Origin of the sequence: Pseudomonas batumici, from assembly GCF_036585405.1 — a bacterium.
GTDB classification, from domain to species: domain Bacteria; phylum Pseudomonadota; class Gammaproteobacteria; order Pseudomonadales; family Pseudomonadaceae; genus Aquipseudomonas; species Aquipseudomonas batumici.
In genome coordinates this window covers 250,529-275,801 of sequence record NZ_CP144470.1, presented here as the reverse complement: position 1 = coordinate 275,801, position 25,273 = coordinate 250,529, and the positions used below count along the sequence as shown (strand labels likewise).

Here is a 25,273-nt window from a genome sequence, read left to right as displayed (position 1 = left end):
GACTTGAAGTATCAGGATTTTTGGGCGTAACCCGGACGCAGGACGAGTTAAACGTTGTTAATTCTCAACGGTGCGCCAAAAGACCCGACACACCCCTTTGCTACCGCCACGTCCAGTCAATACGGAGCTTGCGAGTGGCGCCGGAAACCCGGCGGTCGATGCGCATGCCGGACAGTCGCCCGGCCATCGCGTTGCACTGACGAAAAAATCCAAGGAAAATGCTCGGATACCGCGTGATGGGCGGATGCAAGCAGGAGTATCCCGTTGACCCTTCCCCCCGAACAGGTTGTGCATTTCGGCCCCTACCGGATCTACCCAGGACAACGTCTGGTGCTGGAGGGCGACCAGCCCCTGCGCCTGGGTCGGCGTGCCATGGACATTCTGTTGATCCTGCTGGAGCACGCCGGGAATGTGGTCAGCAAGCAGCAACTGATCGCCCGGGTATGGCCCAAAAGCGTGGTGGAAGACATCAACCTGCGAGTGCACATGGCGGCGTTGCGCAAGGCCCTCGGCGACGGCCAGTCCGGCCAGCGCTACATCGTCACCGTGGCCCAGCGTGGCTACAGCTTTGTCGCGCCGTACTCGCTGGAACAGGTCGACCAACGTCCCGCGAGCGGTGAGCACGAGCAGAGCGGCCATAACCTGCCCATTCGCCGGACGCGCATGATTGGTCGCCAGACCTTGGTCGACAGTCTTGTGACGCAATTGCCACGCCAGCGCTTCATCACCCTCGTCGGCCCAGGCGGTATCGGCAAGACCACCGTGGCGCTGCGCGTCGCCGAACAACTGATCGGTCGCTACCGGGACGGTATTCGCCTGCTGGACCTGGCCCCGCTCAACGACCCGTTGATGATCACCACCCACCTGGCGACTCTGCTCGGCCTGTCCTTGCACGACGCTGAACCGATGAACTGTTTCGCGAGCTTCCTGCGCGAGCGACAGATGCTGCTGGTCATCGACAACTGCGAGCACCTGATCGACGCCGTTGCGCTGCTCAGCGAAAGCCTCCTGCGCAGCGCGCCCGAGGTGCACATTCTGGCCACCAGCCGCGAGAGCCTGCGGGCCGAAGGCGAATTCGTCCAGCGCCTGGAGTCTCTGGACTGCCCACCGCCCATCGCCGCACTGGACCGCACCCAAGCCTTGACCTTTTCGGCGGTACAACTGTTCGTCGAGCGGGCGATGGCCAGTCATGACAGTTTCGAACTGACCGATGACGAGCTGCCTCTGGCGATCGAGATCTGCCGCCGCCTGGACGGCATTCCTTTAGCGATCGAACTGGCCGCGGCGCAAGTGGGCAACCTTGGCCTGAGTGGATTGCTGACGCAACTGCAAGGTAGTTTTCGTCTGCTCACCCAGGGCTGTCGGACGACGCTGGGCCGGCATCAGACCCTGCGCGCCACACTCGACTGGAGCTTCGAGCTGCTCAGTGCCTGCGAACAAACCTGCCTGCGTCGACTCGGTGTGTTCAGGGGAGGTTTCACGCTGGAGTCGGCGGCCGCAGTGATTGTCGGCGAACACATCGAGCCGGGCGAGGTGCTTGGCTCGATTACGCAACTGGTGGCCAAGTCGTTACTGAACGTGGAGGTGGGCGACGAAGAGGTGTTCTACCGTCTGCTCGACACCACCCGCAGCTACGCCTTGGAAAAACTCGACCAGACAACTGATCTGCCAACTACCCTGGAACGCCACGCCGAGCGTTGCCTGGCATTGATGCATCAGGCCCAGAACGACTGGGAGCATATCCAGGCCTGTGTGTGGATCGAGCGCTACGCCCGCAGTCTGGAAGACATTCGCTCGGCCCTCGATTGGAGCTTGAACGCTCAAGGGGCGCAGGCACTGGCGATCCGACTGGCTTCGGTTTCGACACCCCTCTGGCAGGAGCTGTCGCTGCTCAAGGAACACGGCGTGTACGTGCGCAAGGCCCTGGCACTGCTCGAATCGACGCCAGAGCCCTGCCCTCGTCTGAAAATGGCCCTCAAGCTCGCCCTCGGCAGCTCCTGCTACCATACCCAGGGCGGCACCGCCGAAACCGTCGAAGCCTTTGTGAGCGCCAGGACCCTGGCCGAACGCTGCAACGACGTAGCCGGTCAGCTCAAAGCCGTGTCCGGGCACATGGCGGTCAATCTCAGTTGCGGCAACTACCAGGCGGCCCTGGAACAGAGTCTGCAATTCGATCGGCTGGGTTTGCAAGACGATGCCATTGCGTCCCTGAGTACTCACCGTTTGCAGGTACTGGCCCTGCACTTTGCCGGGGATCAGCCACTGGCGCGGGAGAATGCCGAACAGGTCATTCAGCGTATGGCCCAGAGCGGACACCTCAATCGCTTCACCCACGGCTTTGGCATCCAGTACGACCAGAGCGTCGCCGCCCTGACCATTCTGGCGCGAATCCTCTGGTTGCAGGGCTATCCCGAACAGGCCTGGTGCACCGCCCGTCAGGCGTTGGACATTGCGATCCGGATCGACCACGGCACGTCCATCTGTTACACGCTGGCACTGTCCGGTTGCCTGATCGCCCACTACAACGGCGACACTCAAACTGCCCGCGAACTCTTGCGCCTGCTGCTCGAGCAAGCGCAAAAACATTCAGTGCTGCTGTTCCACAACTGGGCCCGGCACTACGCGCAGGTGATCGATGGCAATGAGGCACACTCGAACCCGCAACCCGGCACCGGGCTGATCAAGGAAATCATGGTCACCCTGAATACCGGCTTCGTCGATGACGCCTTGCTGGCACGGGCCGAAAACAGCGCTGCTGGCTGGAGCACGGCGGAAATCCTCCGGGCCAGCGCGGTTGCTCTGCTTGCGGAAAACCGCCAGAGTGCAGCCGAGGCCGTTCTGCTCAAGGCGCTGGGGGTGGCAAAAGCCCAGGGGGCTCTGGCCTGGGAACTGCGTACTGCCACATCACTGGCCCGGCTTTGGCAGCGTCAAGGCCACTTCCAACAAGCCCATGACCTGTTGGCGCCGATCTACGATCGCTTCACTGAAGGCTTTGCCACGCCAGACCTGACCAAGGTCCGTTGGCTACTCGACGAGTTGCAACGACACAGGTCCGCGTAACGCCCGGCGGGCCCGGCTGAAGTAGCGGGCATAACGCATTTCAAACACCCGCAGCAATCCACTGCGCTCAAGTTTCTCCCGAGCGTAGGTGCGGGTGGTGTTGAGAAGCCGGTAACGTGTCATGCCATTGCCCCGCTCGACCGACAGCAGCGATTTGCGCGCCAGCCGCTCCAGCACGTCCGCCAGACGGGTGGGGCGCAGCACCGCACAACCGATGACGCCGACGGCCGCCTCCAGAGTAAAGGCCATTTTGAACACCGCCAGCCCCTGCAACACGGTTTGCTCCAGCGGGCTCAGCCGCTGATAGCTCCAGTCCAGCGCGGATTTAAGGGTTTGCTGCCGCGCAACGGCGGTGCGCCGCCCGTGGGTCAGCAGTTGCAGGCAGTTACCCAACTGGGCTTGCAGCCCCACCAGCGCCAGCGCGTCGATCTGCGCCGCCGCCAGCTCGATGGCCAACGGCAAACCATCGAGTCGGCGGCAAATTTCACGCACCGTCTTGAGGTCCCGCTCGCGCAAGGTAAATTCCGGCTGACGGGCCCGAACCCGGCTGACAAACAGCTGCACCGCCGAATAGCCCATGACTTGGGCCACACTGTGCAACGCCGATGCGGGCGGCACGGCCAAGGGTGGCAAACCCAGCACCGTTTCACCCGATGCCCGCAGCGGCTCGCGGCTGGTAGCCAGGATCGACAACCGTGGCACCGATACCAGCAACGTCTCCACCGCTGTTCGACAGCCTTCGAGCAGGTGCTCGCAATTATCGAACACCAGCAAGGCATGCCATGGCACCAGGGCGTCCACGCCGCCGTCCAGCTCAAGGGTTTGAATCAGAGACTCGATCACCCGTGCCGGATCGTCGATCATCGCCAGATCCATGATCCAGACACCGTCGCGATAGTGATGCAACAGCAGCTCGGCCACACGCAAGGCCACCGTGGTTTTGCCGACGCCGGCCGGACCGACCAGGGTCATGAAACGGCGAACCGGCAGTTGCCGGACCACACCGCCCACTACCGAGTCTCGACCGGTGACCGGGGTCAGCCGCACTGACAGGTTATGCTGGGGCTTGCGTATGGTGTCGATCGAGGCCGATGCGCCCTCCAGAATGCACTGCACCGGGGCAATGAAGCTATAACCGCGCTGGGGAATGCTGACGATGTAGCGCTGCCCACCCAGGCCGTCGCCGAGGGCCCGGCGCAAGGCGGCGATGTGCACACGCAGGTTGATTTCCTCGACCACCGAGGTTGGCCATACACAAGCGATCAGTTCGTCCTTGCTGACCACGTTGCCGGCGCGATCGACCAGCACCTGGAGGATATCCAGTGCCCGCCCCCCCATGCGCAGCGGCCGATCACCTTCCAGGACCAACCGTTGACGCGGGTGGAACGCGTAGGGGCCGAACCGCAGCACCGTATCGCTGTTCAAATCTCTGAGGTTGTTCATACAGGGCCACATGCTGAAAACCTGGCCCGGCTCAAGGTACGGCATCACCCGTTGCGCGAGTTCGCCCAGGCTCCCGCATCTCTATTGCCAAGCGTTCGCGACTATCTTGGCAGGCTTGGGTGACCGTACAACCGCCCCGGGGGGAGCGTCACGGCCATCCCGGTGCGCAGAACGGACAAGAACATCCTAGCTGAACTGTTCCCGGTACTGGGTGGGGGTCAAGCCGAGTTTTTCACTGAACAGAAAACGCATGTGCCGCACGCTGCCGAAGCCGCTCTTGTAGGCGACGGTCTTGAGTGGCAGCTCACTGGTTTCCAGCAGGTTTCTGGCGCAGTCGATACGCGCGCTTTGCAGAAATTCCATGGGTGTCATGTTCACTTCCCGGGCAAATACCCGGGCGAAATGCCGCGCACTCATGTTCGCCAGGCTGGCCATGCGTTCGATGCTGAAGGCTTCATCGAGGTGTTCGAGCACATGATGCTGAACCCGGGTGACCGGGGTTTCATGGGACGCCACCGCAGACATCAACGGGCTGAACTGCGCCTGCCCACCCTGGCGCTTCATCACCACCAGCAACACCTTGGCCACGTCCTGGGCGATTTTCTTGCCGTGATCCTGGGCGACCACCGCCAGTGCCAGGTCGATGCCGGCGGTGACGCCGCCGGAGGTGATCAGGTTGCGATCCTGAACGTAAATCTGATCGGTCTCCACCGTCGCCTTGGGAAACCCCTTGATCAGCCGCTCCGTATAATGCCAGTGAGTCGTCACGCGATAGCCGTCCAGCAAACCGGCATTCCCCAACACGAAAGCGCCCGTGCAGATCGAGCCATAACAGGTGCTCCGGCGGACGGCGTGCTGGAGCCAGGCGAGCAGCGACGGATGTCTTTCGTTGTAGGCCCCGGGACCGCCCGGTACCAGCAACAGGTCATAGCCCTCGCACGCCTGATCAATATGCACATCGGCCTGAACGCTGACACCGTTGGAAGCACGCAGGGGGCCATGCTCGGTGCCGATCATTGACAGATGATAGTGATCGTCCGAAGCCAGATAACGATTGGCGATGGAGAACACCTCCATGGGCCCGGCCATGTCGAGCAGGAGGAAGTCCGGGAACAGCACCATTGCCACGCTTTTCATGATTTGTAAGTCACTGATATCAAAGAAATGGAAGCGTCACACCGACGTTGAACGGTCTGACCGTGGGTGGCGTGCTCATGGGGTAAGCATACGTGATTCGCTGGACAAAATTGTCAATCTGAAAGAGACAGTATTTCAGTTTTCACCTACTTATTGCACCAAACGGTAAACATTAACCTTCTCCTCACTCGGACGAGTTCACGTCCCTACAGGAGATTTCATCATGCTGACCCTTCGCAAAGCCTCTGATCGTGGCATGGCCAATCACGGTTGGTTGAAGTCGTTCCATACCTTTTCCTTTGCCAACTACCGCAACCCGCGGGAGCAGGGTTTTTCCGACCTGCTGGTGATCAACGATGACCGGGTGGCCGCCGGTAAAGGTTTCGGTCAACACCCGCACCGGAACATGGAGATTTTTTCCTATGTGCTCGAAGGTGCCCTGGAACACAAGGACACCCTCGGCACCGGCTCGGTGATCCGCCCCGGCGACGTCCAACTGATGAGCGCCGGCAGCGGCGTGGCACATAGCGAGTACAACCACTCGGTGACCCGGCCGGTGCACTTCCTGCAAATCTGGATCGTGCCGAACGTCTGCGGCGCCAAACCTCGTTATCAGCAAGAACACTTCAGCACCCAGAAGAAACGCGGCCGTCTACAACTGATCATCTCGCCTGACGGGGCCAACGGCTCGCTGAGCGTGCGTCAGGATGCGCGGGTTTATGCCGCGCTGATCGACGGCAAGGAAAGCGCCAGCCTGGAATTGGCCGCTGATCGCTACGCCTATGTGCACGTGGCCCGGGGCAAGGTCGAACTCAACGGCGTGCAGTTGCAGGAAGGCGATGGCGTGCGGGTTCGGGATGAACAGGTGCTGACCTTGAGCAACGGCACGGATGCCGAGGTGCTGGTGTTCGACCTGCGTCCTCAGGAGCTGCCGGAAATGCCATGACCGTAATCGGCCTGGGGGCTCTGTGCCCCCGGGCTTCAGCGGCACCGCTGATGACGCTCACGACGTTTGACTCGCCCACTCCCTGACAGCCTGGGCAAACAATCTGAGCGCCATGGGCGGGTGCCGATTGGCCGGGTAATAAAGACAGAGTCCGGGATAGTAAGGGCTCCACTCCGGCAGCAGCCGAACCAACCGCCCCGCCGCCACGTGCTCCGCCACTTGCACCTCGGGTACCCAGACGACCCCAACGCCGGCCAGGGCCGCTTCGACCATCAGGCTGACGTTGTCCATGGTCATCGGGCCGTCGACGTCGAGGCTCGCGCTCTTGCCCATGTGTTCCAGGTCCCAGCGCAACAGTGCCCCACTGGCAAAGCGAAAGCGGATGCAGCGGTGCTGCTTGAGGTCATCGGGCGCCTTGGGCGCTTCGTTCCGCTCAAGGTAGACCGGTGACGCAACGGCGGCAAAACGGACATCAGGACCAAACCGCACGGCGATCATGTCGCGCGGGACATCGTCATACAGACGGATGCCGGCATCAAAGCCGTCGGCGACAATGTCCACCAATCGGCTATCGGCAACACATTCGATATGAATCTGCGGGTTGGCGGCGAGAAAGCCTGGAATCACGTGACGGATCAGCGGCCGGAAGGACGATTCCGATGCGCTGAGGCGAATGGAGCCCGACGGTGTATTGCGCGCCGAGGTGACCTCGTTCACCGCGCTTTCCAGATCGCCCAGCAAGGGCCTGACCCTCTGGAACAGCTGGTCCCCCGCTTCGGTCAGCGCCACCGATCGCGTCGTGCGGTTGAACAGGCGCAGTTCCAGGCGGGCCTCCAGGCCACGCATCGAATGGCTCAGCGCCGATGGCGAAACACCCAATACGCGCGCCGCAGCGCTGAAACTGCGTTGTTCGGCAATGGCAACGAACGCTGTCAGCTCGGGTAACCCTGCACGAATCATTCATGAACTCCTCTCAATAGCCCATGAAACGCTAGCCTAATTGTTGAGGTTGATACAGCAATTTAAGCTGCCTTCATTCGTCCCATTGTTGTGAAGGAGATAGAGCATGCACAAACGTCAATTGGGTAGCAGCGGCCTGGAAGTCTCGGCCATGGGCCTGGGCTGCATGAGCTTGAGCTTCGGCTATGGGCCGGCGCAGGAAAAGACAGTGGCGATCCAGCTGATTCGCGAGGCTTTCGACAAGGGCGTCAACTTCTTCGACAGCGCCGAAGCCTATGGGCCCTATGCCAATGAGACGCTGCTGGGTGAAGCGCTGGCGCCCATTCGCGACCAGGTGGTGATCGCCACCAAGTTCGGCTTCAGGAGCGGCCTGGTCTCGGACGGCCTGGACAGTCGCCCGGAGACAATTCGCGCGGTGACGGAAGCCGCGCTCAAGCGCCTGCGCACCGACCGTATCGATCTGCTCTATCAACACCGGGTCGACCCGAACGTCCCGATCGAAGACGTGGCCGGGACCGTCAAGCAACTGATCGAAGCCGGCAAGGTCAGGCACTTCGGACTGTCCGAGGCCGGTGTGCAAGCGATTCGCCGGGCCCACGCGGTTCAGCCAGTCACCGCGTTACAGAGCGAATACTCGCTGTGGTGGCGCGAACCGCAAGCGCAGATCTTGCCGACCCTGGAAGAACTGGGTATCGGCTTCGTGCCGTTCAGTCCCCTGGGCAAGGGTTTTCTCACGGGCAGCATCGACGAGCGGACCACGTTCGCCGCCGATGACTTTCGTAACCTGGTCCCGCGCTTCTCGGAAGAGAACCGCAAGGCCAACGCCCATCTGGTTGAAGTGCTCGGGCAGATCGCCGAGGGCAAAGGCGCCACCCGCGCACAGATCGCCCTCGCCTGGCTGCTGGCGCAAAAGCCCTGGATCGTGCCGATACCCGGCACCACCAAACGCCATCGACTGGAGGAAAACCTTGGCGCTGCCGAGATCATCCTGACGGCTGCGGACCTGGCCTCCATCGAGTCGGCCCTGGCACGGATTACCGTCGTGGGTGATCGTTATCCGGCACACTTGCAGCAACGGGTCAATCGCTGATAACGCGCCCTTGTTCCCTTGTTTTCCGGCCCCCACGCGCCCTGCGTGAGGGGCTTGAAAGTGTCTCGGCGACATGAAGTGGCTTGCTCAAGAAATTTCACTTGACTTGCCGCCCATTAACTCAGCAATTAGTCTTCTGATGGGCCGTCACGCCTTGAGTGGGTGCCGCCCGCCTCCCGAATCTTGCGCGTTAATCCTTGTCCAAGGAGGTAAAGAGCATAGGCTTGGTCTATTCATAAACTAACTAATTGATCAATTAGAGAGCCCATGAAAGAGCCAGAGCAATCCCAACGGAAGGCGACCTCTCGCATCTGCCAGGCTCTTGCTCCTGCGAGTGTGCTTTGCATCGCCATGCTCACGGGCTGTACCGTAGGGCCGGACTTTGTTCGGCCCAGTGTCGCCAAGAACGCCGGCTATTCGCGGGAGAAACTCGACACGACGACGGCCTCGGCGGACGTGGCGGCGGGAGGCGCTGCGCAAAAGCTGGTCGCGGGCATGGATATCCCCGGCCAATGGTGGACGCTGTTCCGCTCGCCGGCACTGAACGCGCTGGTGAAAGAAGCGCTGAAGGCCAATCCGGATGTTGCCGCCGCCCAAGCCGCCCTGCATCAGGCCAACGAACTGGTTTACGCCGATCAGGCGGCGCTGTTTCCCTCCCTCAGTGGCAGCTTGTCCAAGACTCGAGAGTTGCCATCGGCGGCCACGACGCCTGGTTTCACCCCTAGGATTCTCACCGTCAACTCAGCGTCGCTGAGCGTCTCTTACGCCCCGGACGTTTTCGGCGGTACCCGCCGGCAGATTGAATCGTCCACCGCGCAGGCCGAATATGAGCGCTACCAATTGGAAGCGACTTACCTCACGCTGACCTCGAATGTCGTCAACACCGCCGTGACCCTGGCCTCCCTGCGCGATCAGGTGACGGCCACCGAGGCCATTATCCGGCTCCAGAGCGACCAGCTGGCGCTTCTGCAGGCACGACGGCGGCTTGGGGCGATCGCCAATACCGACGTGCTCACGCAGCAGGCGTCACTGGCACAAACCCGCGCGACATTGCCGCCCCTGCAAAAGCAGCTCGCGCAAACCCGCAACCAGTTGATGGCCTATCTCGGCCGCTTTCCTGACCAGGATCGGGGTGAACATTTCGAACTGGCCTCCCTCCAGCTACCAGAGCAGTTGCCGCTCAGTCTCCCCTCGGCCATCGTGGAGCAGCGCCCGGATGTGCGCTCCGCCGAGGCACAACTGCATCAGGCCAGCGCCAATATCGGCGTTGCCGTTGCCAATCAACTGCCTCAATTCAACATCACCGCCGCGCTGGGCTCCAGTGCGAGCGGTGGTACCAAGCTGTTTTCCTCGGGCACGGGGTTCTGGAGTCTTGCCGGATCGGTCAGCCAGACGATCTTTGACGCCGGCGCCTTCGAACACCGCAAGCGGGCCGCCGTGGCCGCGTACGACGAATCGGCCGCCCGTTATCGCAGCACTGTGATCGCGGCCTTCCAGGATGTCGCCAATGCCCTCAGGGCGCTGGAAGCCGATGCCGATACGCTCAACCAGCAAGTGCAGGCCGAACAGGCAGCCCGCGACAGCCTGACGCTGGCGCAGGCGCAGTTCCGCCTGGGCGCCGTTGGATATCTGACGCTGTTGACGGCGCAACAGACCTACCAGAACGCGGTCCTCACCCGCGTCAGGGCGCAGAGTGCCCGCTATAGCGACACCACCGCCCTCTTCCAGGCACTGGGCGGTGGCTGGTGGAACCGAACCGATGTGGCCCATGCCTCCCTGGGAAGCCCCGACCGTTATTGAAACAGTGAGAAAACACCATGGCCGATGCCAAGACCGCCTCTGCTCTATCGACCCCGCCGACTACACCTGGTGGTGTCCGTAAACGACGGCTGCTTCGGCCCACGCTGATCATGCTCGCGGTGGTGCTGGTGATCGTCGCAATCATCGCCGGCGTGAAATTCATGCAGATATCGAAGGTGATCGCCCAATCCAAGATCCCCCTGCCGCCCTCCGTGGTGACGGTCACCCGCGCGCAATTGGCCGATTGGCAGCCGAGCGTTTCCAGCGTGGGGTCGATGAAGGCGGTGCGGGGTGTCGATGTCACCACCGAGGTCGGCGGCATCGTTCGCACGATCGGCTTCAAACCGGGCCAGGAGGTGGCCGCCGCCGACCTGCTGGTCCAGTTGAATGCGGACTCGGACATCGCCCAGCTTCACTCGCTCGAGGCCACCGCCAACCTGGCCGTCACGGTCCTCAAGCGCGACAAGGCTCAACTCGCGGTCAGCGCCGTGTCCCAGGCACAAGTCGATGCGGACGACGCCGACCTGAAAGCGAAAGTGGCGGCGGCAGAGCAGCAACGGGCACTGGTGGCGAAGAAAACCATTCGCGCGCCCTTTGCCGGAAAGATCGGGGTGACCAGTGTCAATCCCGGTCAGTTCCTCAACCCTGGCGACAAGATAGCCACCCTGCAGACCTTCAACCCCATCTACATCGACTTCAACGTCCCGCAGGCGCAGCTGGAAGCGATTGCCCTCGGTCAAGCCGTCTCGGTCACGGCAGGCGGCCTGCCCCAGCAGACCTTCGCCGGCAAGGTCACGGCCATCGACACCAAGTTCGATCCGACCACGCGCAACGTCATCGTCGAGGCCACCATCGCGAATCCGCAGCAACGCCTGGTGCCCGGCATGTTTGCCCAGGCTGTCGTCGAGTCCGGTACGAAGCAGCGCTACCTCACCGTTCCACAGACCGCCGTCACCTATAACCCTTATGGGACGACGGTGTTCATCGCGGTACCGAGTGACCAGGGTAACGAGGTGCTTACCGCGCAGCAGACCTTCATCAAGACGGGGCCGACCCGCGGCGACCAGGTGGCCATCCTGTCCGGCGTGAAGGAAGGCGACCAGGTGATCACCAGTGGCCAGATGAAACTCAAGAACGGCTCACCCGTGAAAATCGACAACCGTGATGCGCCGCTGAACGACACGTCACCGACGCCACAGGAACAATGAGGCCCGCCCGCCCATGAAACTCACCGATACCTTCATCAAGCGACCGGTCTGGGCCGTTGTCGTCTCGATGTTTATCCTGATACTGGGGTTGCGGTCGATCTTCGGGCTGCCGGTCAACCAGTGGCCACGCACCGAAAACACCGTGGTCACCATCACCACCAGTTACTACGGTGCGGACGCGGCCACCGTCGCCGGCTTCATCACACAACCTCTCGAATCGGCCATCGCCCAGGCGCAGGGCATCGATTACCTGTCCTCCTCGAGCATTACCGGGCTCTCGACCATCACCGCGACCCTGCGGCTCAACTACGACGCCAGCAAGGCCCTGACGGAGATCAATACCCAGGTCAACTCGGTGAAGAACCAGCTGCCGGCGCAGGCCCAGGAGCCGGTGCTCACGGTTGCGGTCGGACAGACCACGGACGCCATGTACCTGGGCTTCTACAGCGATGCACTGCCCACCAACAACATCACCGATTACCTGTTGCGGGTGGTCAAGCCCAAGCTCGACTCGCTCGAAGGCGTACAGACGGCCGAGATTCTCGGCGGGCGCCAATTCGCCATGCGTGCCTGGCTGGACCCGGACAAGCTGGCCGCCCACAACGTTTCGGCACAGGACGTTTCCGTTGCCTTGTCCAGCAACAACTACCTGTCCGCCCTGGGTTCGACAAAAGGCCAGATGGTGACGGTCGACCTGACCGCCGGAACCGATCTGCACACGGCGGATGAATTCAAGCAGCTGGTGGTCAAGCAGAACGGCGATGCCCTGGTGCACCTGGAAGATGTGGCAACGGTCACGCTGGGGGCGGAGAACTACAACACCAGCGTCGCGTTCTCCGGTAAGCGTTCGGTGTTCATCGGTATCAAGGTGGCCCCCACTGCCAACATCCTGACGGTCGCCGCCGAGGTCAGAAAGGCCTTCCCAGACCTGCAATCGCAACTGCCGGCCGGCGTCACGGGCGAGATCGTCTACGACTCCACGGAGTTCATCAATACCTCGATCCGCGAGGTGGTGAAGACCCTCGGCGAGGCCATGATCATCGTCTCGATCGTCATCTACCTGTTCCTCGGCTCCTTTCGCGCGGTGATTGTGCCCCTGGTGGCGATACCGCTGTCGCTGATCGGAACCTTTTTCATCATGTTCCTGCTGGGGTACTCGATCAACCTGCTGACCCTGCTGGCGCTGGTACTGGCCATCGGCCTGGTGGTCGATGACGCGATCATCGTGGTCGAGAACGTCGACCGCCATATCAAGGAAGAAGGCAAAGCGGTCATGGAGGCCGCCATGGTCGCGGCCAGGGAACTGGGGGGGCCGATTATCGCCATGACGGTGGTGTTGATTGCCGCCTACGTCCCCATCGGGCTGCGCACCGGTCTCACCGGCGCACTGTTCAAGGAGTTCTGTTTCTCATTGGCCGGCGCCGTGACCGTGTCGGCCGTGGTGGCGTTGAGCCTCTCGCCGATGATGACGTCGCGACTGTTCAAGCCAGGGCAGGAAGAAGGTCGATTCGCCCGCTGGCTGGATCGCTGTTTCGACCTGCTGCGCAGCCGCTACCACCGGGTACTGTCAGCCGGACTCGACAGCTGGCCGGTGCTGGTCACCTTTGGCTTTATCCTGTTCCTGCTGGTGGCCGCCAGCGGCATGACCGCCAAGAGCGAGCTCTCGCCGACCGAAGACCAGGGGCTGGTGTTCATGCAGGTCAAAGGGGCGCCGACGGCCTCCCCGCAGCAGATGGAGCGGCTGGCTGACCAGGCCTTCCAGATCTCGAAAACGGAGCCCGAGTACGCGCAGATGTTCCAGCTCACGGGGGTGCCATCACTCAATCAGGGGCTCGGCGGCGTGCTGCTCAAACCCTGGGGACAACGCAGTCGCTCGCAAGCGGAATTGATCCTGGACCTTCAACAGAAGTGGAACCAGGTGGCCGGTGCCAAGATCGCGGCCTTTCCATTACCGTCGTTGCCGGGCGCCCAGGGCTTGCCGATCCAGTTCGTCATTACCACCACCGAGTCGGTCCAGAACCTCAATGAAGTCGCCCAGGCGGTGATGAACGAGGCACAAACGCAAAAGCTGTTCTGGTTCTCCGACCTGGACTTGAAGATCGACAAGCCGCAAGCCACGCTGGTGGTCGACCGTGACAAGATCGCGGCCCTGGGGATGACCCAGGCCGACGTCGGCGCGGCACTCTCGGCGGCGCTGGGTGGGAACTACGTGAACTATTTCTCCACCGCCGGGCGCTCGTACAAAGTCATTCCCCAGGTCCTGCAGGTCAACCGTCTCAACCCCGAGCAGATTCTCGACTACTACATCCGCACGCCCTCCGGCGCCATGATCCAGGCGCGTACGGTGGCCCATATCGAGACGTCCACGGAGGCGGAGTCGATCAACCACTTCCAGCAGCTCAACTCCGCCACCCTTTCCGGCGTGAGCAGCTTGTCCCAAGGTGAACTGCTGGCGAAGCTGGACAGCATCCTCAACAGCGTCGCGCCGTCAGGCTACACCTCGGATGCGTCGGGTGAGTCGCGTCAGTTCCTGCAGGAGTCGGGCGGCTTCGTCGGCCTTCTGCTGTTCTCCATCCTGATCGTCTACCTGGCGTTGGCGTTCCAGTTCGAGAGCTACCGGGACCCCGTGGTGATCCTGTTTTCGGTGCCGCCAGCGCTGTTCGGCGCACTGGCTTTCATCACGATGGGCTTCGCCTCCATCAACGTGTACACACAGGTCGGGCTGGTGACCCTGCTCGGGCTCATCACCAAACATGGGATCCTGATCGTGCAGTTTGCCAACGAACTGCAGCGCGCCGGTCGCGGCAAGCGCGAGGCCATCGAAGAGGCCGCGGCGGTACGCCTGCGGCCGATCCTGATGACCACCGCGGCCATGGTGCTGGGCGTCGTGCCGCTCGTCCTGGCCTCCGGTGCCGGCGCGGCCGGGCGTCACGACATGGGCCTGGTGATCTTCTCTGGCCTCTCGATCGGCACCCTGCTGACGCTCTTCATGGTGCCGGCCATGTACATGTTCATTGGCACCACTCACCATCAGGAGGCGCCCGAACAGCCGCTCACTCCAGCCGAGCTCGAAGGAACTCGATGAAACGTTGGGTCTTGGCGGGCAGCAGTCGCGTCTCGGTGACGGCATAGACCGTCACCGGTTTTCCCCTCCACTCGGGCAGGACCCGACGAAGCTGGCCATTACGCAGTTCATCAACAATGATTTCGTCGTGCATCAACACAATCCCCTGGTCCAGCGTCGCCAGCCGTCGCAGCAACCCGACGCTGTTGACCATGAAACGTCCTCCCACCGCCACCGAGAGGGTTTGCGCACCATTGTTCAGGGTCCAGGTCCCGTCCCTCAGGATATTCAGACACTGATGCCGTTCGAGATCGCTCGGTGTATCGGGTACGCCCGCCACTTCGAGATAACGCGGCGAGGCGTACAAATACGGCACCAGCGTGATCAAGGGGCGTGCGATCAGTTGGGAGTTTTCCGATTCGCCAATCCGAATGGCGACGTCGAAGGGCTCGCTCACCAGGTCGACTCGCCGCGGGCTCAGATCGAGATCGAAGGTGATCCCCGGATAAAGGCCGGCAAACTCGGCGATCAGGGGCGCCAGGTAAGTGATCGCAAAGTCCACGGGAAGCGAGACCCGCAGCACACCGCTGGGTTGCGCCAGCATGTCGCCAAGCTGCTCATGGGCCAGCCGGGCTTCATCGACAATGCGCTTGCAGCGCTCGAAGTAGATCTGCCCGGCTTCAGTCAGCTCGACCTTGCGTGTTGTTCGATGCAAGAGCCGCAAGCCGATCGCCTTCTCCAAGGCACTGATACGCCGCGACAGGGTGGAGTTCGGCATGCCCATCACCTCGGCAGCCCCGCGAAACCCTTTCGCCTTGACGACCTCGACAAACAACGCCATATCGTTCAGCAGTTCCACGAACATTGCTCCACAGATGGATCAATCAAATCCATAAAACCCCATTTATCCCAAAAATAATAAGACGGATGATGCGTTCCTCGCAATTCATTTGAGGGTCGCACCATGAGCTCACTCTTCACGCCCATACGCGTTGCCAAGGCAACTTTTTCAAACCGCCTGGTCATGGCCCCGATGACCCGCAGTCGCGCGGAGTTCGATGGAACGCCGGGGGAACTGGCCGCCGAATACTATGCCCAGCGCGCCAGCGTCGGCCTGATCGTTGCCGAAGGCACACAGCCTTCCGCTGATGGCCAGGGCTACCTCACCACGCCGGGCATCTATAGCGACGCGCACGTGGCGGGCTGGAAGAAAATCACCTCGGCGGTACATGCCCACGGCGGTCATATCTTTATCCAGCTGATGCATGCCGGTCGTATGTCGCACCCCGATAACACGCCCCATCATCGCCAGGGTGTGGCGCCGTCCGCCATTGCGCCGAACACGCCCATGTTCACCGCCACCGGCATGCAGGACATCCCTGTACCCCGCGCGCTGAGCACTGAAGAAGTACGCCAGACAGTCGCCGATTTCCGCTTCGCCGCGCGTCGAGCGATTGAGGCCGGCGCCGACGGTGTCGAGATTCACGGCGCCAATGCCTATCTGATCCAGCAATTCTTCGCCCCGAGCGCCAACACCCGAACCGACGAATACGGTGGCTCGATCGAGAACCGCGCACGCTTCGCCATTGAAGTCGCAACCGCCATCGCCGAGGAAATCGGAGCCGACAAGACCGCCATCCGCCTCTCGCCCGGCACCGCCATGTGGGGCATTGACGAAGGCGAAGAAGGCCCGAGCCTCTACCGCTACCTGGTCGCCGAGCTGAACAAGCTGGGCCTTGCCTACGTGCATCTGCTGCATCAAGGCGACGACGCGCTGCTGGCCGATATCCGCCAGGCGTGGAAGAGCATACTCATCCTGAACCGCCCAGGCCGCGCACGGGAGCACATTGGTGCCGACCTGGCTGCAGGGCTTGCAGATATGGAGGCCTACGGCCAGATGGTCCTGGCCAACCCGGACTTTGTCGAGCGCTTGAAAGCGGATGCGCCGCTGAATCAAGCAGACCACACGACCTTCTTCGGCGGCAGCCAGAAGGGCTACACCGACTACCTCGCCTTGAGCGCTTGAGGTCAGCGTAGTTCCCAGGAGAATAGCCAGGGCAGACAGGACGTATTGCGGCCTTGGCTACACCGCCCCAGTCGAAAGCCCCGAGCGCGCCAACCAAGCCGCCTTGGGGCTCATCTCGGCAACACCCTCCCCTTCACCACCTGGCTCAGTCGTTCGATGCCGTGACGAAACTCTCGCTCATCCAGACTGCCATAACCCAGGCGCATCGCCTGGACCGGCGAGTCATCGTCGCCGAACAAATGCCCGGGCAGGATGCGGATGTTTTGCGCCATGGCCTCCTGCGCCAGGAGCGCCATATCCAGCGGCTGGGTGAACTTGATCCACAGCGCCAGACCACCGCTGGGTGCGGTGACGCTGGCCACGTCGCCCAGGTGCTCATGCACGGCCTGGACCGCCAGCCGACAACGCTGTTCGTAAACCCGTAGCGCTCGCCGAATATGGCGCTTGAGCTGGCCGCTTTGCAGCAGGTGCGCCGCTGCACGTTCGGTGACGGTGTTGCCTTGCCTGTCGACCAGCAGGATTTCGTTTGCCAGGCGGTTGATGATGACCGGTGGCGCCACGACGTAACCGATGCGTAGACCCGGTGCCAGTATCTTGCTCAACGACCCGATGTAGATCACGCGTCCGCCTTGATCCACGCTCGCCATGGGCAACATCGGGCTGTGTGAGAAGTGGAACTCATGGTCGTAATCATCTTCGATGATGACAAAATCGAATTGCTCCGCCAGCGCCAGCAGGCGCATGCGGCGATCTATCGGCATGGTCACGGTGGTTGGAAACTGATGATGCGGCGTCAGGTAAATGGCCCGTATGCGCTGAGCTCGACAAACCCGCTCCAGTGCATCGGGGATCATGCCGGACTCGTCCTGCTCGATACTGTGAATCGAGCCGCCACAGGCGCGGAACGCGTCCCTCGCCGGAGGGTAGCTCAGGCGCTCCATGGCCACCCCGTCGCCGGGGCGCACCAGCATTTTCGCAGCCAGGTAGATGCCCATCTGACTGCCCCGCACCAGGCACAAGGTATCCGCGTCGGCATTGAGGCCCCGCTCCGCGCGCAACATGGCGGCCAGCTCCTGACGCAACAGGCCCAGGCCGCGAGGATCGCCGTAGCCCATCCGATTGCCGCGCGCCGACTCCAGCAGGGCAATACGGAAAGCCCTCGACAGCTCCTCGAACGGCACAAGGCGTGTGTCGGGCGCGCCGTCACTGAAATCGAATACGTCGTCCCCGACCTGAACCACCGGCGGGCGCACACTGCCGTAAGGCTGGTAGCCAGGCTCTGGCAGGCGCCCCGAAAGACGCTGGGCGACCGCCGCGACACGGGCCTCCTGCTTGACCACCGGCAGTTCCGGCGACACAAAGGTCCCGCGCTTTTGCTGGGTGATCAGCCAGCCCTGCGCCGTCAACTCTTCGTACGCCAGAACGATGGTCTTGCGGTTCACGCCTAACCGAACAGCCCATTCACGAGAGGTCGGCAACGAATCGCCGGGGCGTAACAACCCCGAGCGTATCCGCTCCGTGAGGGCCGCCACGAGCTGTGCATTCAGCGAAGCGGTCGCCGTTCGGTCGAGTTCGACACTGATATCCCATCGTTTAACCATGGACGTCCACGTTGCCTCGGATTTTTCTGGACCATCAGACTTATCAAATCTGGATGATTGAATAGGGCCAGACAGACGATAGCATTTTGATCACGACCTAACACCCAGGCTGTCTCAAAAATGACTATCGCTGCGCACCGCTACGCTCTTACGGCTGACTATCGAGTCGCCAAACGGGAGGACGTGACCGACCAGGTTGTGAGGTTGGTACTGCTCCCGGTCAGCGCCCGGCGTTTGCACTACCGCGAAGGCCAATACATCAGCATCGAACTCGCCAATGGCGAACTGCGTAGCTACTCGCCCGCCACGGCGATGGCGGCTGACGGCGCGATCGAGTTGCACGTGCGCCTGCATCCGCAGGGGAAATTCTCGACGCTGCTGCGTGAGCGCAACAGCGTCCTGAGTTCGCTCAAGGTTTATGGACCCTATGGTGACTGTGTCTGGCAAACGCCGACATCGCCCGATGCACCGATACTCTTTCTGGCAACCGGCACCGGCATCGCCCCCATCAAGGCGCTGGTGCAGGCAGCCCTGTCGAGTGGTTGCACGAACCCTGTGTGGCTGTACTGGGGAGCCCGCCATGTCGAGGAACTCTATGAGTCGGCTGCGTTCGAGGCGCTTGAATCACGCCACCCCAATTTCCATTTCCGCACGAGCGCAAGTGCCTCGGACAGGGACCATGGCGAGCCGCGCTACGTTCAGGATTGGGCGGCGCGGCAACATCCGGATCTCGCCGATGCGCTCGTTTACGCCTGCGGCCTGCCCGCCATGGTGGATGCCGCGCAAGCCCTGCTGACGCAAAACAACGGGCTGCGCGCCGAACGTTTTTTCGCCGATGCTTTCGTCAGTGCAACGGTACCGGCGGCCGCCCCTCGGCCTCCCGCCGACACCCTGTCGGTCAACGCCACCTTCGATACCCAGCAGCCGCAGCAAGTGACCCGCAACCGCCTGCAGCTTGAACCCGGCACGTCGCTACTGCATGGCTTGCGGGCCGCGGGTGTACTCAAAGGCGTTTGCGGCGGTCGGCAATCCTGCGGGACCTGCCGGGTCAGCCTGGCACCGCACTGGTTCAACCAGATCCCGCCACCTGCCCGTTCAGAACAGCGGCTGCTCCAGGCGCTTCCCGAAGCGGGCCAGTTGGACCGACTGGCGTGCCAAATCATCATCGAGCCCGCGTTGGACGGGCTGCATTTCAGCATTCCGGCACTGGCCGTTTAACCCTGTCCACTACCCTGATCGAGAGTCCCCCCATGACATTGATACATGACCGCCAAACCGTGGAAGCCGTAGGACCAGCCTACAGCGAGAGCCAAATGATGACCGTGCGCCAGATGACGCGTTATGCGATTCAGGAGATCGCGCGCAGGGTCCAGCCCGGAATGGTCGAAGAAGACGCGGTGGAAATGGCCAAGGACGTGCTCGCCGAGCACGCCATGCTCCGGGGTTGGCATGAGATCTATGTTCGCTTTGGCAGCAATACGACCAAGACCTTTGGCGAAGCATCCGAACCTGGAATGGTCTTGGGCGCGGACGATATTTTCCTGATTGACATTGGCCCGACCTGGAAAGAATGGGAAGGCGATGGTGGCGATACGTTCGTGACGGGCAGCAACCCGGACATGGCCCGTTGCGCCACTGACGCGCGGGAGATATTTCACGACGTCCGCCGCCACTGGCTGTCCACTCAAGCAACAGGCAAGGCACTTTATGAGTTTGCGCTCGCATGCGCCGAGCAACGTGGCTGGGAGCTCAACATGGATCTTTCCGGACACCGCCTGGCGGACTTCCCCCACGCGTCCATCTACCCAGGCCCCATGGCGGACATCACCTTCACACCGTCTCGACAGTTGTGGGTGCTCGAAATACATATCCGCAATAAAGAACACACCTTCGGCGCCTTTTTTGAGGACATGCTGCTCGAAGATACCTACTTCTTCGCCTGACCCCGGCAGCCCTGCCGACGATAGATCTGCTGTAATGCAACCATTATCAAGTCAGGGCAGCCCTGTCTGCTTGGAAAGGGAGAGTCAATATGCGCGTCCACGTTTTGCAACATGCTTCGTTCGAAGGCCTGGGAAACATCGAAACCTGGCTTCAGGAACACGACGCCCAGATCACTTACACCCGTTTCTATGAGTCCGCCGAGCTTCCGGCATTGACGGGGATTGATCTGGTCATCGCACTGGGCGGCTCGATGAGCGTGAATGACGAATCCGAATTGCCGTGGTTGATCCCTGAGAAACGCTTTATCGCCCAGGCCATCGACAACGGTGTTGCCGTCCTCGGTATCTGCCTGGGCGCACAGCTCATTGCGGCGGCGAAAGGGAGCCGTGTGTATCCGGCACCCGAGAAAGAAATTGGCTGGTTTCCCATTTCAGCAACCCCTCACTCGTCCGGCAGGTTCAACTTCCCGGCGGCGACCGAGGTCTTGCACTGGCATGGCGAGACCTTCGATTTACCTCAGGGTGCCCTCCACCTGGCGAGCAGCGAGGCCTGCAAGAACCAGGCATTTCAGTGGGGTCATTGCGTGATCGGCCTGCAGTTCCATATGGAAATGACACGGGCAAGCGTTGACGCAATGTTGAAGCATTGCGCCAGCGACCTGGTTGAACAGCGATACGTACAAGCGCAAGAGGTGATTCGTGCCGCATCGGACGAGCGCTATGCGGCGACGAAACGGGTGATGAGCGACGTCCTTGCGTACATCACGCAGCATCGAGACCGTTGAAAAATCGATGCACCGCTATCACGCCCGACACTCAGGAACGCACCACCGAGCCCGAGACCGGTAGCTGGTCCAGCAGCTTGAGCCCGGTGGTTTTCACGAACGTCTCATAGTCCATCGGTTTCTCGATGCGGGTTTCTGTATTGGGCAGCACGTAGGCCCAGGCCCGTTTCGACGATGCGTCGTACACCAGCTTGAACAGGCGCGTGGGGACCCAGACCTGGTCGTCGCCGATGGTGGTGTGGCCCTCGTCAAAGATCGGGCCGGTAAAGACGAACACATTGCCCTCGGCGCGCATCGCGAACTTTCTGACGTCGGCCTCGACCTTGCTCCAGATCTTGCGGTTATTGGTCGGGTCCTGCGGCACCATGTTCGACAGCGCGAAGGACTGGGCCATGGCGTTCGAATTCGGGGCATCGGCCGCCGGGGCCTGATGGCCGCGATCCATGGCCGGATGTTGAGCCCGGTAGTCGCTCAGCTCGGCTCGCGCGCCCTTGGGAATACGCGGGTCCGGGTAGAACTGATTGGTACGCTCCTCCCCCTTGGCATCCTGTAGCTGCGCCGCGCTCAGGCGCTCCACCACCACCAACGGGGTCTTGCTGGTTTGCGAGTACAGCACCGCAAAGCTGTCGGAACACAGCGCCATGGGTTTCATCGTGGCCGGCACACTGGCGGTGCTGATCGGCCGGGCGCCCGGGAACAGGTCTGCACAGCCGTCAAAGGAGGCCTGCTGCTGTTTGCTTGAATAGAGATCAATCGCTGCGCTCTGGCTGATGGAGCCCGAACGGTGTCCTTGTTTCTCGTGCTGGCTGGGGGGATCGATGAGGTCCAGCAGGTTGCGCGCTTGCGCCGCGCCGGTCGAGAACAACACAAGGGCCGACAGCCCCACTGCGATATTGCGTAGGTTCATGCTTGAATTCTTCGGATTGGAGTACGGGGATGCAGATGACAAAGCCCTCTAGATGAGGGCTTGGAGGGGCGTTTTACGCGTTATGAGCGGAAATTGCCAGAAGCGCTTGAGTCGATGCTGGCGGCATCGTGGTCTGTCAGGCCGACACGATCCGCAGGCTGCGATCCTCCAGGTCGAAGATGTTCCATCGCTCACCTTCGTCCAGCTCGACCAGCAGGCGGTTCAATGGCCCGAGGAATTTCGTGAACTCCTCATCGGTGCAGGTGGGCAGGAAGACCGACAAGACCCGTGGATCGTAATAACGAAACATGAGCAGCTTTTTATCTTCGGTCCGGACGCGGAGGAACTTCTTCAGATGCAAGCGTATGGCGAGCATCGGCAATGCCGCAGGGGCAAGGATGAAGATCCCCCAGGCGCGCCCCCAGCCTCGCTCAAGCAGCTCCCGGGTGACCGGAGACTTGGGCATGAGCTGTACCAGGTACGGGGCTGCCGCCTCAAGACTCGGGGTCATCTGACCCGAATACAGGCACGAGAACCTGAGTTCGCCGGATCGAAGCCACTGTACGATCCCGGGATCACGCGCCCCGTCGAGTAACCAATAGACGCCATCACCTGAAGCGTCATCGCCGTTCGGCCATAGCAGCATCATCAACCGCTCGAGTGTGGTCGGATTCATCCGGTCGCCGTCGCTGTTCAAGACTCGGCCTTATTGAGTTCACATATTTCACAAAAAGGCGTCCCGCTCTTGGCGGCTTCCACCAGTGTCGCGGCCTGATTATCCTGTACGGCATTGATACTTTTCTGGCCCTCGGATTCGGCTTGAACGGCAGGTGGCGGGCCAGGTGCGGGCGTGTCGGTTTCTACACTGGGCTTTTTCGGCAGACGACGCGTCGGGGGCCTTGCTCTCGGCGTATCAATCCGAGCCATTGCGTCCGGCGCAGGCACTCTTGTACGCGGCATCGGTACGTATTTATAAACGTAGGCACACAACTGCCCATTCTGGAGGTGGCTGGACAGTTGTCTCAGGACTTCTTCGTCGGGTAAGCGGTAGTCATGGGAAAGCTGGCTGGAGAGCAGGGAGCGCAAGCGGTGCATCTCGCCGGCCCCCTGAAAATATCGGCGAACAAAACGTTCCACCTGCCACGCTTCATGCAGATCCATCTTGACCGCTGGCTGGTCGTAGACTCTGTTGCCCGTCCTCGTATCGAACGGGTCATGAGCAAACCCGGCCCTGTCGCCCACTTCGATGCGGTCTGATCCGTCAAAAAAACATAACCGCATAGGCTACCGGCCCTCGAACGCAATGATACGAGTGTCAGTTGTAGCACAGGCCGCCAGAGGAAGCAGCGAGGTTGGCCGGCATGACTGTCACCTTCCCCCTCGACGGCCCTTAGCGCTTCGTTATGGAAGACCAGACGCCCTCCAAGAAGCCCAACAACGCATTCAAGATAGCCTCCGGTGCATCCTCCTGCACCAGATGCCCCGCATGGGGAACCCGTACGAATCGGGCGTGTGGCACCCTCGAGACGAAATCTTCACCCCGCTCAACGGGAATCCATTGGTCATTCTCGCCCCAGATCAGCAATACCGGACAATCGATCTCCTGGTATCGGTGTTCGACTTCATCCGTATAGCGGCGGTCCATCTGGGCGATCTGTCTGTAGAACGCGGCCTGGCCGATCTCGCCTGTCCATGGGGCAGTATGGATGGCCATGTCCTCGGTCCGAATCGGCTGATGCGCGGCGCCGGCGATATAGGCCGGTAATATGGCCTCGTGGATATAGGCCGGCAGCTTCGCAAAGGCCTGCTCATGCTCGCGTACATGTTGCACGAACGGCGACCCCCAAGGGGCCAGCGCCACGGGGTCGATCAGCGTGAGCGTTGCGTAGCGACAACCGCCGAGCACAAGCGCTCTCAACGCCGTTGCGCCACCAAAGTCATGGGCCACCACGTGTGGGCGAGTCAGCCCCCAGTGATCGAGCAACGCGGCCAGCAATCGATTCTGCACACCCAGCGAGACGTCTTGCCCCTCGCCCATCGCAGACTGTCCGTAGCCCAGCAAGTCGAAATAGTGGACACGGTAGCGCTGCGCCAGAAGAGGCGCCAGCCGTCGCCACACTTGCGAGGAAAACGGTGTGCCATGAACCAGTACCATGGGCTCCCCTTGCCCCTGAACCCCGTAACGGACCGGCTGGCCTTCGAAGAGAAAGGTGTCTTGCAACGGGAGCGTCAGCATTTTAAACCTCATAAAGGCCTTATAAAGGTTAGAATTCACACACTACCTAACCTTTAAACCAAATTAAAGCGGTTATTTTATGCTGACTAACACCACCTGGACCGCGACCGCCTACGTCGGCGGTGCCCTGACCCTGGATTTCTTGAACACGGCCGGAGGCAAAACCAAGAGTCGCGTCCCGGAGCGGCTGGTTGATCTGCAAGCGCTGGTGAGCTGGTCACTGACGGGCCAGCTCATCACCGAGGTGGAAGCCCAAACACTGCAAACGCTGGCCTTTCAAGAGCCGGTAAATGGAGCGCAAGCGGTTGCGCACCTCACCCGCCTGCGCGAAGCCACCCATGATTTTCTCAACGCGGTGATCGCAGCCGAGTCCCCCCGGGACATTCCCCAAGACATTGGCGACTGGATACACCAGGCTTATGCCGCCGCCGAACTGAAGCTGCGTCCCGGACAACCGATGGACTGGAACATCCAACTGGAGAAAACCGGCCTGGCGACGATCGGCCTGCGCCTGGCACTTTCACTGAGCGATTTCCTGCGCAGCCCTGAACTTCAGATGACCAAGGTGTGCAAGGCCTGCTCCTGGATGTTCGTCGACAGTTCCCGCAGCCGTCGACGCCAATGGTGCTCAATGGCGACCTGCGGAAATCGGGCGAAGGCACATCGTCACTATCACGGGTAGCCGCGCCGATCATCCCACCGTTGACGCGCCCGAATCGGACGCCCGTACCTGCTAGACGACATAATCCACTTGATGCCTGGCAATTCGTGAATTGCCCAACTCATCCCTGACCCTCAAGTGCTCAGGGTGTGTGGCATAGGCAGCCAAGGCCTCGAGGGAAGCAAACTCGGTATAGAGCACCACATCGCAGGCATAGTCGATCCGGCTGATATCGACGCCGACCTCGATCTTCAGCAGCCCCGGAATCAATCCGGCAAGCCCTTCGAAGCGCTCCTTGAGAAACTGGCACGCCTGGCGGTTCCTCTCCGGCGTCTCCCCCGCAAGGTTCCACATCACAATATGCTTGATCATCGCGGCCTCCGTGCGGTGTCATTCATGCCTGACA

At 61.5% G+C, this 25,273-nt stretch carries 21 protein-coding genes; 11 read left to right on the top strand and 10 right to left on the bottom strand.

Annotated elements, in window-relative coordinates; all coding sequences use genetic code 11:
• Positions 1-264: 264 nt before the first annotated feature.
• Complete coding sequence (locus NUH87_RS01315; protein WP_338524364.1) at positions 265-3,060, top strand: ATP-binding protein; 2,796 nt, start codon at positions 265-267, stop codon at positions 3,058-3,060.
• On the opposite strand, the gene NUH87_RS01310 is transcribed toward NUH87_RS01315, so the two are convergent.
• A complete protein-coding gene (locus tag NUH87_RS01310; RefSeq protein ID WP_338524363.1) occupies positions 3,025-4,503 on the bottom strand; it encodes an ATP-binding protein in 1,479 nt (492 codons plus the stop codon). The two genes, NUH87_RS01315 and NUH87_RS01310, sit on opposite strands and share 36 nt — an antisense overlap.
• A 186-nt stretch (positions 4,504-4,689) precedes the next feature.
• On the bottom strand, positions 4,690-5,640 hold the full coding sequence (locus tag NUH87_RS01305) for a GlxA family transcriptional regulator (RefSeq protein WP_338524362.1): 951 nt from the start codon (positions 5,638-5,640) through the stop codon (positions 4,690-4,692).
• 223 nt (positions 5,641-5,863) lie between these two features.
• On the opposite strand from NUH87_RS01305, the gene NUH87_RS01300 reads away from it, so the two are divergent.
• Entirely contained in the window at positions 5,864-6,586 is a 723-nt protein-coding gene (locus NUH87_RS01300) for a pirin family protein (protein ID WP_338524361.1), read from the top strand.
• Positions 6,587-6,643: 57 nt separating this feature from the next.
• Here the strand turns inward: NUH87_RS01300 and NUH87_RS01295 are convergent, their stop codons facing one another.
• Positions 6,644-7,546, bottom strand: coding sequence for a LysR family transcriptional regulator (locus NUH87_RS01295; protein WP_338524360.1), 903 nt, complete (start codon positions 7,544-7,546; stop codon positions 6,644-6,646).
• A 106-nt stretch (positions 7,547-7,652) separates the two neighbouring features.
• Between NUH87_RS01295 and NUH87_RS01290 the strand changes: the two genes are divergently transcribed.
• From NUH87_RS01290 to NUH87_RS01275, 4 genes are all read left to right on the top strand, one after another.
• Positions 7,653-8,636: an aldo/keto reductase gene (locus NUH87_RS01290; RefSeq protein WP_338524359.1), complete on the top strand. Its 984-nt coding sequence runs from the start codon at positions 7,653-7,655 to the stop codon at positions 8,634-8,636.
• A gap of 351 nt (positions 8,637-8,987) precedes the next feature.
• The gene (locus NUH87_RS01285) at positions 8,988-10,436 is read left to right on the top strand and encodes an efflux transporter outer membrane subunit (RefSeq protein ID WP_338524358.1); all 1,449 of its coding nucleotides are present in this window, start codon (positions 8,988-8,990) and stop codon (positions 10,434-10,436) included.
• 17 nt (positions 10,437-10,453) lie between these two features.
• Entirely contained in the window at positions 10,454-11,644 is a 1,191-nt protein-coding gene (locus tag NUH87_RS01280) for an efflux RND transporter periplasmic adaptor subunit (RefSeq protein ID WP_338524357.1), read from the top strand.
• Between the two features lie 13 nt (positions 11,645-11,657).
• Positions 11,658-14,729, top strand: coding sequence for an efflux RND transporter permease subunit (locus NUH87_RS01275; RefSeq protein ID WP_338524356.1), 3,072 nt, complete (start codon positions 11,658-11,660; stop codon positions 14,727-14,729).
• Here the strand turns inward: NUH87_RS01275 and NUH87_RS01270 are convergent.
• Complete coding sequence (locus NUH87_RS01270) at positions 14,698-15,567, bottom strand: LysR family transcriptional regulator (protein WP_338524355.1); 870 nt, start codon at positions 15,565-15,567, stop codon at positions 14,698-14,700. The genes NUH87_RS01275 and NUH87_RS01270 overlap by 32 nt on opposite strands.
• 105 nt (positions 15,568-15,672) lie before the next feature.
• On the opposite strand from NUH87_RS01270, the gene NUH87_RS01265 reads away from it, so the two are divergent.
• Positions 15,673-16,734, top strand: a complete 1,062-nt coding sequence (locus tag NUH87_RS01265; protein ID WP_338524354.1) for an alkene reductase — start codon at positions 15,673-15,675, stop codon at positions 16,732-16,734.
• Positions 16,735-16,844: 110 nt separating this feature from the next.
• Here NUH87_RS01265 and NUH87_RS01260 read toward each other — a convergent pair whose 3' ends face one another.
• The gene (locus NUH87_RS01260; protein ID WP_338524353.1) at positions 16,845-18,335 is read right to left on the bottom strand and encodes a PLP-dependent aminotransferase family protein; all 1,491 of its coding nucleotides are present in this window, start codon (positions 18,333-18,335) and stop codon (positions 16,845-16,847) included.
• Positions 18,336-18,455: 120 nt separating this feature from the next.
• Between NUH87_RS01260 and NUH87_RS01255 the strand changes: the two genes are divergently transcribed.
• The 3 genes from NUH87_RS01255 to NUH87_RS01245 all read left to right on the top strand — a co-directional run bounded on the left by NUH87_RS01255 (position 18,456) and on the right by NUH87_RS01245 (position 21,063).
• Complete coding sequence (locus NUH87_RS01255; protein WP_338524352.1) at positions 18,456-19,553, top strand: flavin reductase family protein; 1,098 nt, start codon at positions 18,456-18,458, stop codon at positions 19,551-19,553.
• Between the two features lie 95 nt (positions 19,554-19,648).
• Complete coding sequence (locus NUH87_RS01250; RefSeq protein ID WP_338524351.1) at positions 19,649-20,278, top strand: M24 family metallopeptidase; 630 nt, start codon at positions 19,649-19,651, stop codon at positions 20,276-20,278.
• Positions 20,279-20,367: 89 nt separating this feature from the next.
• The gene (locus tag NUH87_RS01245; protein WP_338524350.1) at positions 20,368-21,063 is read left to right on the top strand and encodes a type 1 glutamine amidotransferase; all 696 of its coding nucleotides are present in this window, start codon (positions 20,368-20,370) and stop codon (positions 21,061-21,063) included.
• A 31-nt stretch (positions 21,064-21,094) separates the two neighbouring features.
• Here the strand turns inward: NUH87_RS01245 and NUH87_RS01240 are convergent, their stop codons facing one another.
• The 4 genes from NUH87_RS01240 to NUH87_RS01225 all read right to left on the bottom strand — a co-directional run bounded on the left by NUH87_RS01240 (position 21,095) and on the right by NUH87_RS01225 (position 24,206).
• Positions 21,095-21,970, bottom strand: a complete 876-nt coding sequence (locus tag NUH87_RS01240; RefSeq protein WP_338524349.1) for a DNA/RNA non-specific endonuclease — start codon at positions 21,968-21,970, stop codon at positions 21,095-21,097.
• A gap of 136 nt (positions 21,971-22,106) precedes the next feature.
• Entirely contained in the window at positions 22,107-22,667 is a 561-nt protein-coding gene (locus tag NUH87_RS01235; protein ID WP_338524348.1) for a DUF4123 domain-containing protein, read from the bottom strand.
• A complete protein-coding gene (locus tag NUH87_RS01230) occupies positions 22,664-23,131 on the bottom strand; it encodes a hypothetical protein (RefSeq protein WP_338524347.1) in 468 nt (155 codons plus the stop codon). The genes NUH87_RS01235 and NUH87_RS01230 overlap by 4 nt, the downstream gene beginning before the upstream one ends.
• A gap of 229 nt (positions 23,132-23,360) precedes the next feature.
• Complete coding sequence (locus NUH87_RS01225) at positions 23,361-24,206, bottom strand: alpha/beta hydrolase (RefSeq protein WP_338524346.1); 846 nt, start codon at positions 24,204-24,206, stop codon at positions 23,361-23,363.
• 79 nt (positions 24,207-24,285) lie between these two features.
• On the opposite strand from NUH87_RS01225, the gene NUH87_RS01220 reads away from it, so the two are divergent.
• Positions 24,286-24,888, top strand: a complete 603-nt coding sequence (locus NUH87_RS01220; RefSeq protein ID WP_338524345.1) for a CGNR zinc finger domain-containing protein — start codon at positions 24,286-24,288, stop codon at positions 24,886-24,888.
• Between the two features lie 51 nt (positions 24,889-24,939).
• On the opposite strand, the gene NUH87_RS01215 is transcribed toward NUH87_RS01220, so the two are convergent.
• A complete protein-coding gene (locus NUH87_RS01215) occupies positions 24,940-25,239 on the bottom strand; it encodes a Dabb family protein (RefSeq protein ID WP_338524344.1) in 300 nt (99 codons plus the stop codon).
• Positions 25,240-25,273: the final 34 nt, after the last annotated feature.